The sequence below is a fragment of the Sphaerotilus sp. genome (assembly GCF_041083715.1).
GTDB lineage: Bacteria > Pseudomonadota > Gammaproteobacteria > Burkholderiales > Burkholderiaceae_C > Sphaerotilus.
In genome coordinates this window covers 1-11,660 of sequence record NZ_JBFPGY010000089.1, presented here as the reverse complement: position 1 = coordinate 11,660, position 11,660 = coordinate 1, and the positions used below count along the sequence as shown (strand labels likewise).

The following is an 11,660-nucleotide window of genomic DNA, read 5'->3' as shown; positions in this document are numbered from 1 at the left end:
CGCGTCCCCAGGGCGAGCCGACCACCGACAACTTCCGTCTCGTCGAAACCCCGGTGCCCGAACTGGCGGAGGGCCAGGTGCTGGTGCGCCACCACTACCTGAGCCTGGACCCCTACATGCGCGGCCGCATGAACGACGGCAAGAGCTACGCCCAGCCGCAGCCGCTGGACGCCGTGATGATCGGCGGCACGGTCGGCGAGGTGGTTGCCTCGCGCAACGGGCATTTCGATGTCGGTGACCACGTCGTCGGCATGGGGGGCTGGCAGGACTACGCGGTGGTGGACGCGAACCAGCGTGGCGTGCTGCAGAAGGTGGACACGCGCCACATCCCGCTGTCGGCCTACCTCGGCGCGGTCGGGATGCCGGGCGTGACCGGCTGGTACGGGCTGGTGAAGATCATCGACCCGAAGCCGGGCGAAACCGTCGTGGTCAGCGCTGCCAGCGGTGCCGTCGGCTCGGTGGTCGGCCAGCTCGCCAAGGCGCGCGGCTGCCGTGTCGTCGGCCTCGCGGGCGGCCCGGACAAGTGCGCCTACGTGACGGACGAACTCGGCTTCGACGCCTGCATCGACTACCGCCAGTTCCCGGACCTGAAGTCGCTGTCCGGCGCACTCAAGGCCGCATGCCCGAACGGCATCGACGGCTACTTCGAGAACGTCGGCGGCGTGATCCTGGATGCCGTGATGCTGCGTGCCAACGCCTTCAGCCGCGTGGCGATGTGCGGGATGATCGCTGGCTACAACGGCGAGCCGATGGCGATGGCCAACCCGGCGCTGATCCTGGTCAACCGCATGAAGATCCAGGGCTTCATCGTCAGCGAGCACATGGACGTGTGGCCGCAGGCGCTGACAGAACTCGGCACGGGCGTGGCGACCGGGCAACTCAAGTACCGCGAGTCGGTCGCGCAGGGCATTGCCAGTGCACCGGAAGCGTTCCTCGGGTTGCTGAAAGGCAAGAACTTAGGCAAGCAACTCGTCAAGCTGGTTTGAGGCGGGCACGGCGATGAAGTCACTCATGGGCAAGACGGCCGTGCTGACCGGTGCGGCGTCCGGGTTCGGGCTGGAGCTGGCGCGGTTGTGTGCAGGGCAGGGCATGAAGATCGTCATGGCCGACGTGCAGCAGGACGCGCTCGACCGGGCGGCTGGGGAGATCGCCGCACTCGGTGCGCCGAACGGTGCAGAGGTGCTGGCGTTCCGGCTCGACGTGTCCAAGGCGGACCAGGTGGAGGCGCTGGGGGCGGCGACGCTCGCCCGCTTCGGTACGCCGCATCTGGTGTTCAACAACGCCGGTGTCGGCGCGGGCGGGCTGATCTGGGAGCACACGCTGGCCGACTGGGAGTGGGTTGTCGGTGTGAACCTGATGGGCGTGGCCCATGGGGTGCGCGTCTTCACGCCGATGATGCTGGCCGCCGCCCAGGCCGACCCGGACTGGGATGGCCACATCGTCAACACCGCGTCGATGGCCGGGCTGCTGAACACGCCGAACATGGGCGTCTACAACGTGACCAAGCACGCGGTGGTGAGTCTTTCGGAGACGCTCTACCAGGACCTGTCACTGGTCACGTCACAGATCAGTGCCAGCGTGCTGTGCCCCTACTTCGTGCCGACCGGCATCCACCAGAGCGAGCGCAACCGGCCCGCCGACCTGCCCGTTGTGCCACCGACACCGAGCCAATCGATCGGCAAGGTGATGGGGGACAAGGCCGTGAGCAGCGGCAAGGTCAGCGCCGCGGAGGTGGCGCAGAAGGTGGTGGACGCGGTGCTGGCCGGGCAGTTCTACATTTACAGCCACCCCAGGGCGATCGGGCTGGTCGGCACGCGGCTGGAGGATGTGCTGCAAGGCCGCAACCCGACCGATCCGTTCAAGGACCGGCCGGATCTGGGGGACAAGCTGCGGGCGGCGTTGCGCGGCGGTTGAGCCCGAACGTGGATGGGCGGTCCCCGTCACAATGTGGCATGACCGATCTTCGTTCCGATTTTTCTTCCGACTCCGACACCCACGTCCACACCCTCGCCAACGGTGTGCGCGTGCTGACCATCGTGCAGCCGCACATGGAAAGTGCCTGCGTCAGCATCTATGTGCGCACCGGCAGCCGCCACGAAAGCGCCCGGCTCAACGGCATCAGCCATGTCGTCGAGCACATGGCGTTCAAGGGCACCCGCACCCGCGATTGCCAGCAGGTCAACCTCGACGCCGAGCAACTCGGCGCCGAAGCCAACGCCCACACCGACAAGGACCACACCGCCTACCACCTGCGCGGGCTGGCGCAGCACGCGCCGCAGTTCATCCGGATGCTCGGTGACATCGTGCTGGAGAGCCAGTTCCCCGAGGTGGAGCTGGAGCGGGAGCGGCAGGTGATCCTGCAGGAGTACCTGGAGGACGAGGACGACGCGCTGTCCACCGCGTTCAAGCTCTTCGATGAGGCCTGCTACGGCCGCCACCCGCTGGCGCAACCGGTGATCGGTCGTCGACGCAACATCGAACGCTTCAGCCGCGACGAGCTGATGGGCTATGTGCAGCGCCAGTACACCGGCTCGAACGTCATCGTCGCCGTGGCAGGACCAGTCGATCCGCAGGCGATGGCCGCGCAGGCCGAGACCGTGTTCGGCGCCATGCCCGCCGGGACGCCGAACCTCGTTGCCGCGCCGGCCTACCTCGGTGGCGTGCGTGCGCGGCGCCAGAGCGGCTCCAGCCAGACCCATGTCGTGCTGGGGTTTCCGGTACCGACCCAGTGCGATCCGGACATGCCCGCCGCCGTGATGGCTGCGACGGTGTTCGGCGAAGGCATGAGTTCGCCTCTGCTCGACCGGGTTCGCGAACGACTCGGGCTGGTCTATTACGCGAGCTGCTCGGCGGATGTATCGGATCTGGCGGGCCAGTTCGTCATCGAGGCATCGACCACGCCAGAGCACCTGGACGCGCTGTTCGAAGAGGTCACCACGCTGCTGCGTGGCCATTCCATGTGCATCGATCCGGTGCAACTGGAGCGTGCCCGCAACCAGCTGGCGGTGCGCAGCGTACGGGCCCGCGAGCGCTCGCAGCGTCGGTTGGAGGGGGCAGCGCAGGACCTGTTCGTGTTTGGCCGCGTGCGTCCATCCGGCGAGTGGATGGAACGGATCGCGTCGATCGATGCCGACACGGTGCGCCTGCAATTCGAGCGCATGCTGGCTGCGCCGGTGTCGGCGGCCATCACCGGCAAGGTGCCGGTCGGAGCGAAGGAGCGCTGCCGCGACCGGCTGGCGATGCTGCAGGGCGGCTGAGGCCGGTGCCCTCAGTGGGCATGGCCGTGTTCGTGCGCGTGGCCGTGCCTGTGCCCGTGGTGATGGTGATCCTCGGTTGGCATGGCGCATGGCCGGGTGAAGGGCACCCGCATGGCCTGCAGTGTCACGTGCTCGATGCCGAAACGGTCGTGCAACTGCGTGGTGGCGTTCTGCAGGAACGCATCGTCGGCATGGCCTTCTGGCATGGCGAGGTGCGCGGTCATCGCAATCTCGGACGTGCCCATGGCCCAGACGTGCAGGTCGTGGACCCGCGACACGCCGGGCAGCGCTTCGAGCAGGGTCTGCACAGCGTGCAGGTCCACGCCATCGGGCACGCCGTCGAACAGCAGGTGCAGCGACTGCCGGAACAGGCTCCAGGTGCCGACGACGATCACCGCGGCGATCAGCAGGCTGACGACCGGGTCGAGCCAGGTCCAGCCAAATGTCAGGGCCAGCCAGCCGGCCACCACGACACCGGCCGACACGAGTGCATCGGCGGCCATGTGCAGGAAGGCGCCGCGGATGTTGAGGTCGCTGTCCCGGCCTCGCATGAAGAGCAGCGCCGTCGCCGTGTTGATGGCGATGCCGACGCCGGCCACGGCCATCACGGTGAGTCCCTCGGTCGGTTCCGGTGTCTGTAGTCGCAGCACGGCTTCCCAGGTCAGCGAACCCATTGCCACCAGCAGCAGCACGGCGTTGACGAAGGCGGCGAGAACGCTGGCACGTTTCCATCCGTAGGTGTGGCGCGCATCGGGCTGTAGTCGACTCGCCAGCGCACCGACCCAGGCCAGCACCAGGCCGATCACGTCGCTCAGGTTGTGTCCGGCATCGGCCAGCAGGGCCAGCGAGCTGACTTTCCAGCCGTAGAACGATTCGATCGCGACAAAGGCGATGTTCAGCGCGATGCCGATGGCGAAGGCGGCGTTGAAGTTGGCCGGGGCATGGCTGTGGTCGTGGCCTGCACTCATGTTGGTTCTTTCCGATCCAGCCCGACATCCGGGCGACGTGGATCCGATGATAGGTGCAGTCCGTGCCGGGTCAACCCGACCGGAGCCGATGCCGTTGAGTCCAGAGTGACAGTGGGTTCACTCTCGAAAAGGAAGATCATGAAATCGAAGGCGTTGGTTGTTATCGCGTGTGCCGTTACCTTGGCGGTCACTTCCGGCATGGCACAGGCCAAAGGCTGTCTCAAGGGTGCGGCTGCAGGCGCCGTGGCGGGGCATCTTGCCGGGCACCACGCGGTGGTCGGCGCCATCGGTGGTTGTCTGGTCGGGCGGCACTTGGCCAACAAGAAGCCCGAGCCGCCGAAGCAGCCGCCTGCTGCGCCTGCGAACTGACACTGAACACGGGCAGCCCCGCGGCTGTCCGTGTCGGCCCGGCTCGGTCAGGTCGTCTCGGTGTCCGTTCCGTCGGGCAGGTGGATGAGGCCGGTGTGGTAGTTGTACTCCAGCACTTCGCCATGGCGGGCCCACTCGATGGCGACCTGCAGCACCTGAATGGCTTCCGAGGGACTGAGCTGCTCGTGCAGCATGTGCAGGAATGGCTCCTCTGGAAGCTGCCCGCTGGGCTGCTGTTCCAGGCTATGGCGGATGTGCGCCACCAGCGGCACGCGCGACAGCACCTGCTGGCCGAACAGATCCTGCCGGACAGCGTGGCTGCTGGTGACGTAGTGCTGTCCCAGCGGCGTGAGTGCCAGATCGCCCTCGGCCAGCTGTGCCAGTCCCAGCAGATGCAGGGCATGCGCCAGCGGCAGCAGCGCATCGTCGGACAGCTCGGTTTCCTCGGCCAGGCGTGGCAAGTCCGCACGGCCATGGAACGGGTCTTCGTGCAGGACCTCCAGCAAGCCTTCCATGCGCGCCACGTCCGCCTGCGGCAGGCGCTCGGCGATGTGGGGACGCTCGGCTTCAGCCGCCACGCCGCCACCGGTGCGCGCAGCGCGTCCAGCACTGGCCGTCATGAGTGCATAGACTTCGTCCACCAGCGCCCGCACTTCCAGGCTGTCCGGATCCCGCGGGCGCGGCATGGAAATCGCCAGCTCCGAGCGCACACGTCCCGGATCACTCGCGAACACCAGCACGCGGTCGGCCATCAGCACCGCTTCTTCGATGTTGTGCGAGACCACCAGAATGGCCTTGGTCGAGATGGATCGGCGCACCCACAGATCGAGGATGTCATCGCGCAGGCGCTCGCCGGTGAGCACATCCAGCGCGGAAAACGCCTCGTCCATCAGCAGCACGTCCGGCTCCACGACCAGCGCCCGTGCGATGCCGACCCGCTGGCGCATCCCGCCCGACAGTTCCCGGGGCAGGGCGCCTTCGAATCCTGCCAGCCCGATGAGTTCGATTGCCGACTCTGCACGGCGCGAGCGCTCCGCTTCCTTCACGCCCCGGGCTTCCAGCCCCAGCTCGACGTTCTGCTGCACCGTCAGCCATGGAAACAGCGCAAACGACTGGAAGACCATGCTGATGCCGCGTGCGGGCCCGTAGAGCGGCTGGTCGCGGTAGAGCACTTCGCCATCGTCGGCCGGAATCAACCCGGCCATGATCCGGAGCAGCGTGCTCTTGCCTGATCCGGACTGGCCGAGCAGCGCGACGATTTCACCATCCCTGAGAGTGAAATCGACGCCTTCCAGCACTGGCCGGCGGGTGCCTTCGGAGGAGCGGAAGCTCTTTCCGACCTGCTTGAGTCGGAGAATGGTGTCGGACATGGTCGGATTCCTCAGGCGTGCAGGCGGTCTTCGGCCAGGCGATAGAGCCGGCGCCAGACCAGGTGGTTCATGCCCATCACGAACACGCACATCACGCCGATGCCCAGCGCGATGCGCGGAAAGTCGCCGATGGCGGTCATGCGGGCGATGTAGCTGCCCAGGCCCTGGGCTTCGAGCGTGGTGCTGCCCCAGGTCACGTATTCGGCCACGATGCTGGCATTCCAGGACCCGCCGCTGGCCGTCAGCGCACCGGTGATGAAGCTGGGGAACACGGCCGGCAGCAAGTAGCGTCTCCAGCGCAACCAGCCTTTCAGGCCGAGGTTCTCCGCAGCGAAGCGCAGTTCACCAGGCACTGTGGAGGCGCCGGCGATGACGTTGAAGAGGATGTACCACTGCGTGCCGAAGACCATCAGCGGAGACAGCCACAGGTCCGGGTCGAGCTTCCAGTGCACCAGCAGGACCACCACCACCGGGAATGTCAGGTTGGCCGGGAAGGCGGCGAGGAACTGCGCCACCGCCTGCAGGCGGCCGGCCCAGCGGGGATTCATTCCGATCCAGATGCCCGCCGGCACCCAGACCAGCGCCGCCAGCGCGATCAGCACGACCACCCGCAGCAGCGTGTAGCAACCCAGCACGAAGACATGGACGACTTCGTTCCAGCCCACCTCGGCATGCACGAATGTGAGCAGCCGCCAGACCGAGAGCAGGACGGCTGCAGCCAGCACGCTGTCCCAGCCGCGCTCCCACAGGGGGTTCGGTGACCGCGCGCGGGCCAGGATGGAGGTGCCGTCATGGGAGCGCCGAAACCACATCAGACTGCGGCCCAGGCGCACGGAGACCAGGTCGGCCACCGCATTCAGCAGGCGCGCCCGCCGCAGCCAGGTGAGCAGCCACGATCCCGGGGCCAGATCGACGCCACCTTCGTCGAAGCGGAACTTGTCGGCCCAGGCCACCAGCGGGCGGAACAGCAACTGGTCATAGATCAGGATTCCCACCAGCATGGCGCTGATCGCCCAGCCGATGGCATGCAGGTCGCGCGCCTCGATCGCCAGCGCGATGTAGGAGCCGACGCCAGGCAGGCGGATGTTCTGGTTGGACACCGAAATGGCCTCGGATGCCACGACGAAGAACCAGCCGCCGGACATGGACATCATCATGTTCCACAGCAGCGCCGGCATCGCGAAGGGCAGCTCCAGCCGCCAGAACCGTTGCCAGCCCGAGAGATGGAAGATGCGCGCGGCTTCTTGCAGTTCGGCCGGCACCGTGCGCAGCGACTGGTACAGACTGAAGGCCATGTTCCAGGCCTGCGAAGTGAAGATCGCAAAGATCGCCGCACACTCCACGCCGAGCAGCCTGCCCGGAAACAGCGCGATGAATCCCGTGACGGTGATCGACAGGAATCCCAGCACGGGAATCGACTGCAGCACGTCCAGCAACGGCACCAGCACCCGTTCAGCCCAGCGGTACTGGCTGGCCAGCACGGCGAACACGGCACTGAACAACAGCGAGGCGACCATCGCCAGTGCCATCCGCAGCGTGGTGCGCAGCAGGTAGTACGGCAGCATCGTCGGATCCAGCGACAGTGGCAGGGTTTCGCCCAGGTGATAGGGGCGCGCCATCTGCGGCCCCACCCAAGCCAGACCGACCAGCAGCGCGAGCACCAGCGGCAGCAGCGCCCAGTCCCAGGCGGAGCCCCAGCGCGACACCGTGCCCGCTGCGGGGGCTGCAGGCAATCGAACAAACGACGAGAAATCGAGCATCAACGAAGGGGAGAAAGGAGCGTGAAACCGAGACCGGCCCTGCATGGACCGAACATGGGGCCGCATCATGCCAGTCCCGTGTGACAGCCCGATTTCGGCGATTCGTCACCCGGATTCCTGCCTGCGTGGCACGGGCGCTGTGCGAGCGGGCTCATCGGTCAGGAGATCTTGTGCACTCGACGTCGGCAAAACCGCCGCCGCGGACCACCACGGTGGTCGCGCTCTTCTGCCGAAGGTAGTTGGGCGGCGGCAACCCGAGGGCCGTCGAGACCATGTGGTAGTCGCCCCACTTGAGATAGCCGTCCGATCGGACGCTGGCGTTGGCATAGGCGGAGCCGAGCGTCAGGCGCAGCTCCGTGCTGCCTTCTCGGTACTGCAGGTAGGCATGCACCCCGGTGCAATCGAATCGTTGCAGATCGGCTGGCAGCGGCATGCTGAAACGGGTGGCCAGGGTGATGACCAGTCCCGCTGCCAGCAACCACGGAAGCGGTCGTATCCAGGACCATGGCCTCTGGAACGCGCGCTTGTCGGCGCCCACAGGGCTGGCCACAGGCGCCGTCACGCTGGCGGTGCTTGGCGGGAGCCGGTCTGGCACGGAGGCCAACGCTTTGGGGGCATCGGCTTCCGGCCGGGTCGGAGCCTCGGGCGCCCGGACCCTGGTGCGCTCCAGCCGGGTGCGCATGGGCGCCAGCCCGGGCGCCGTGCGCCGGATGATCCGGCTTTCCAGCAGGACGAATGCAGCCGCAAGAAGGGGCACCACCACGGTCAAGCCAGGCGACTGCTGACGGACCCAGTCGACAACCAGCGCATCCGACATCGCGATGTCCCCGGCGATCCAGCCCAGCAAGGCTGCGCCGCACTGCACCAGCAGTGGAAATCGCTGTATCAAGGTGGTGACGAACAAGCTGCCAAACATCAGCAGCGGCATGCTGATCAACAGACCGAGGGTCAGCATCCATCCATCGCCATGTGCGACGGCCGCCAGCCCGACGACGTTGTCCACGCTCATGATGAAATCGGCGGCGATGACGGTACCGACGGCTGACCACAGATTGGCCGAGTTCGCTTCGACAGTGGCGTCGGGTGCCGCGTCTTCGATCAGCAGCAGCTTGACGGCGATGACCAGCAACAGCACGCCCCCCACGATCTTGAGCAGCGGCAGGCTCAGGACCACACCAGCGATCAAGGTCATCAGGACACGAAGAACGACGGCCCCCATGGTTCCGATCACCATGGCGCGCCGCCGTTGCTCGCCAGGCAATGCCCGGCAGGCCAGTGCGATGACCATGGCGTTGTCGCCACTGAGCAGCAGATCGACGATCAGCAGAGCACCAATGGTGTCGATGTAATGCACCACGCCTTCCAGGCCCGTGTCATTCATGCTGCCAGGTCCAAGTAGGAATGCCGGATCACCGCTGCTCGGACGGTTTTCCCGGGCCGGTCTTGAAAAACCTCAGGAAATCGGCGTCTGGTGAAAGTACGAGGGTCGGGTTCGATTCAGCCAGTGCCTGCCGATAGGTCTGCAGGGAGCGGTACAGGCGATAGAACTGCGGATCCCGATTGAACGCGCGGGCCAGGATCTGGTTCGCGTTTGCATCGGCTTCGCCACGGGTGATCTTGGACTGCCGCTGGGCTTCGGACAGGATGACCGTGCGTTCCCGGTCGGCTTTGGACTGGATCTTCTGCGCCCACTCGAAACCCTGCGCCCGCAGTTCCTTGGCCTCGCGCTGACGTTCGGATTTCATGCGGTCGTAGATCGCCTGGCTGGTTTCCTTGGGCAGGTCGGCACGGTGAAAGCGGACGTCCTCGACTTGGATTCCCCAAGGTTTGACGCGCTCCGAAACGTCTGCCTGAATCTGCATGACGATGCGTGGCCGCTCCTCAGACAGCAGTGCCGGCAACATGACCTGACCAAGCTTGCGGCGCAGCGCCGAACTCACCACCTGATTGACTTGTGGTGCCGCCTGCTCGAAGGTCCGCAATGACTGGTAAAACTGGAGCGCATCGGTGATCCTGAACCGGGTATAGGGCTGAATCTCGATGCGTTTCTGGTCACCCAGGATGACCTGCTCGGTGGCCGGCTCCAACGTCAGAAGCCGTTTGTCGTAATAGACCAGAGAGTCGACAAAGGGCCATTTCACCTTGAGACCCGGTGTCGTCACGACCTGATCAGGGGCACCCAGTCGAATGATGAGCACTTGCTGGGTTTCATCCACCGTGTAGAGCACGGTGGAGCTGAGCCAGACCAGACCCAGACAGACCATCAGCACCAGCCAGCCAGCGCGGCCCTTCATTTCGCGGGCTCCCTTGAGGAAACCTTGTCCCTGTCGGTCATGGGCAGGTAGGGAACAATGCCCGATACCCCCTTGCCGGAACTGTCGATGATGACCTTGGTGGCGTGCCGGAGTACGTCGTCCACGCTCTCCAGATACAGGCGCCATGCCGTGACTTCCTTGGCTTGTCCATAGGACGCATAGACAGACAGAAACCCCTTGGCATCCCCTTCTGCCAGATTGACGATCTGTGACTGGTAGGCCTGGGCCTCCTGAATGATGCGATTGGCCTCTCCACGCGCGCGCGGCAGGATGTCATTGGCATAGGAATCGGCGTCGTTGCGGGCTCGCTCCTGGTCGGCGCGGGCCCGCTGCACGTCGTTGAATGCATCGATCACGGCCTTGGGCGGATCGACACGTTGCAATTGAACCTGCACGATGAGGATCCCTGATTTTTCCTTGTCCAGCAGGCGCTGGAGCAGATCCCGTGTCTCGTCGGCGATCTGCTGCCGCTTGTCGGACATGGCCGACTGAATCGGTGTGCGGCCGATGATTTCACGCAACGCACTTTCTGCCGTGACCTTGACCGCCTGCGGCGCATCCTGAATGTTGAACAGGAACTGGCTGGCATCCTTGATGCGCCATAGCACCGTGCATTCCGCTTCGACAATGTTCTCGTCGCCTGTCAGCATCTGTCCTTCGTGAAAGTCCTCCTGACTGTCCGATCCGGACAGACGGAGATTGCCGAGCTGCAACTGCTTGACCTCCGTGACCTTGGGCAGCCAGACGGTCTCGACAGGAAACGGCCAGTGAAAATGCAGGCCTGGCCCGGTTGTTTCGGCATGGCGCCCGAATTGCAGGATCACGCCCTGCTCATCGGGCTGCACTTTGTAGAAGCCGGATGCAATCCAGGTCAGCAGCAGCAAGCTGACCAGCAGTGTCAATCCGCGTCCCTGGAGATCGAGCAGCTGCACGTAGTACCACGCCAGCAACTTCATTCGACGCGTCCGCGGCATACCGGCCCCGGTCTGCCCCTCGGGCTCGGTATCTTGCATCTGCAGTCCTGTTGATTATTTTTCCGGTCTTCCTGCGCAGGCCGACGAGTGGCCAGATTGTCATGGAAACGGGCCGCAGCATCCCTGGCCACTGTTGCACTTTACCTGCGGAAATATTGAATTCCGCAGCGCATGGCGTTTGCGCGAGCAGAGTGGTTGGTCGATGTTTTCCGCTTTGTGAAGCTGTGTTGTTTTTCTGAGTTTGTCGTTTGTGTTTTTGTTTTTACTTTCATGTATTTATATTGCTGCAATGTGAATCATGCCGCTTCTGCCGCGCTTCTTCGGATGCTTGGTGCGTGCCAGAAGCGCACCATTGCAGACGAAACTGATGCGGGAGACTCCCGCTGGCGTCAGTAGAACTATTATGGAACGAACATGATCAGAGACTGGTCCTACAAGTCGTCGATTTATGCTTTTTCGGTGCTGTTCGTCATGGCAGCTGTCTTTTCTTGCGTGATGGGCCTGAATACAAGAATATTCTATCTGAACGAAAATCAGATATTGTATATATATTCAACATCGGCTCAGGTGATTGCCGGAATTTATGGATTGACTTTGACCGGATTCATTTTTTATCGCAATGAACTCAGTCGGGAGGAGTTCGAGGA

Annotated in this window: 11 protein-coding genes; 5 read left to right on the top strand and 6 right to left on the bottom strand. The window is 64.6% G+C overall.

Annotated elements, in window-relative coordinates:
• The 3 genes from AB3X43_RS04465 to AB3X43_RS04455 form a co-directional block, all read left to right on the top strand.
• The coding region (locus AB3X43_RS04465) for an NADP-dependent oxidoreductase (protein ID WP_369428673.1) at nt 1–986 on the top strand (986 nt) is incomplete at its 5' end.
• A gap of 13 nt (nt 987–999) precedes the next feature.
• Nucleotides 1,000–1,914: an SDR family oxidoreductase gene (locus AB3X43_RS04460; RefSeq protein WP_369428672.1), complete on the top strand. Its 915-nt coding sequence runs from the start codon at nt 1,000–1,002 to the stop codon at nt 1,912–1,914.
• Between the two features lie 38 nt (nt 1,915–1,952).
• Nucleotides 1,953–3,257, top strand: coding sequence for a M16 family metallopeptidase (locus tag AB3X43_RS04455; protein WP_369428671.1), 1,305 nt, complete (start codon nt 1,953–1,955; stop codon nt 3,255–3,257).
• Nucleotides 3,258–3,268: 11 nt separating this feature from the next.
• Here the strand turns inward: AB3X43_RS04455 and AB3X43_RS04450 are convergent, their stop codons facing one another.
• Nucleotides 3,269–4,225 (bottom strand): cation diffusion facilitator family transporter, encoded by a 957-nt coding sequence (locus AB3X43_RS04450; RefSeq protein ID WP_369428670.1) that lies wholly within the window; start codon nt 4,223–4,225, stop codon nt 3,269–3,271.
• 138 nt (nt 4,226–4,363) lie between these two features.
• Between AB3X43_RS04450 and AB3X43_RS04445 the strand changes: the two genes are divergently transcribed.
• The gene (locus AB3X43_RS04445) at nt 4,364–4,594 is read left to right on the top strand and encodes a hypothetical protein (RefSeq protein ID WP_369428669.1); all 231 of its coding nucleotides are present in this window, start codon (nt 4,364–4,366) and stop codon (nt 4,592–4,594) included.
• Between the two features lie 47 nt (nt 4,595–4,641).
• On the opposite strand, the gene AB3X43_RS04440 is transcribed toward AB3X43_RS04445, so the two are convergent.
• The 5 genes from AB3X43_RS04440 to hflK form a co-directional block, all read right to left on the bottom strand.
• Entirely contained in the window at nt 4,642–5,964 is a 1,323-nt protein-coding gene (locus tag AB3X43_RS04440) for an ABC transporter ATP-binding protein (protein ID WP_369428668.1), read from the bottom strand.
• 11 nt (nt 5,965–5,975) lie between these two features.
• Nucleotides 5,976–7,724, bottom strand: coding sequence for an ABC transporter permease (locus tag AB3X43_RS04435; protein ID WP_369428667.1), 1,749 nt, complete (start codon nt 7,722–7,724; stop codon nt 5,976–5,978).
• Nucleotides 7,725–7,875: 151 nt separating this feature from the next.
• Entirely contained in the window at nt 7,876–9,105 is a 1,230-nt protein-coding gene (locus AB3X43_RS04430; RefSeq protein ID WP_369428666.1) for a TerC family protein, read from the bottom strand.
• 28 nt (nt 9,106–9,133) lie between these two features.
• The gene (gene hflC, locus AB3X43_RS04425) at nt 9,134–10,018 is read right to left on the bottom strand and encodes a protease modulator HflC (protein ID WP_369428665.1); all 885 of its coding nucleotides are present in this window, start codon (nt 10,016–10,018) and stop codon (nt 9,134–9,136) included.
• The gene (hflK, locus tag AB3X43_RS04420) at nt 10,015–11,052 is read right to left on the bottom strand and encodes an FtsH protease activity modulator HflK (protein ID WP_369428664.1); all 1,038 of its coding nucleotides are present in this window, start codon (nt 11,050–11,052) and stop codon (nt 10,015–10,017) included. Before hflK ends, hflC begins: the two co-directional genes overlap by 4 nt.
• Nucleotides 11,053–11,472: 420 nt before the next feature.
• Here hflK and AB3X43_RS04415 point away from each other — a divergent pair.
• Nucleotides 11,473–11,660: hypothetical protein (locus AB3X43_RS04415; protein WP_369428663.1), on the top strand; the 188-nt coding region annotated here is incomplete at its 3' end.

Coding starts and splice junctions, on each gene's coding strand:
- AB3X43_RS04430 (WP_369428666.1), bottom strand. CDS start 9,105: ATGAATGACACGGGCCTGGAAGGCGTGGTGCATTACATCGACACCATT.
- AB3X43_RS04435 (WP_369428667.1), bottom strand. CDS start 7,724: ATGCTCGATTTCTCGTCGTTTGTTCGATTGCCTGCAGCCCCCGCAGCG.
- AB3X43_RS04445 (WP_369428669.1), top strand. CDS start 4,364: ATGAAATCGAAGGCGTTGGTTGTTATCGCGTGTGCCGTTACCTTGGCG.
- AB3X43_RS04455 (WP_369428671.1), top strand. CDS start 1,953: ATGACCGATCTTCGTTCCGATTTTTCTTCCGACTCCGACACCCACGTC.
- hflC (WP_369428665.1), bottom strand. CDS start 10,018: ATGAAGGGCCGCGCTGGCTGGCTGGTGCTGATGGTCTGTCTGGGTCTG.
- AB3X43_RS04450 (WP_369428670.1), bottom strand. CDS start 4,225: ATGAGTGCAGGCCACGACCACAGCCATGCCCCGGCCAACTTCAACGCC.
- AB3X43_RS04440 (WP_369428668.1), bottom strand. CDS start 5,964: ATGTCCGACACCATTCTCCGACTCAAGCAGGTCGGAAAGAGCTTCCGC.
- hflK (WP_369428664.1), bottom strand. CDS start 11,052: ATGCAAGATACCGAGCCCGAGGGGCAGACCGGGGCCGGTATGCCGCGG.
- AB3X43_RS04460 (WP_369428672.1), top strand. CDS start 1,000: ATGAAGTCACTCATGGGCAAGACGGCCGTGCTGACCGGTGCGGCGTCC.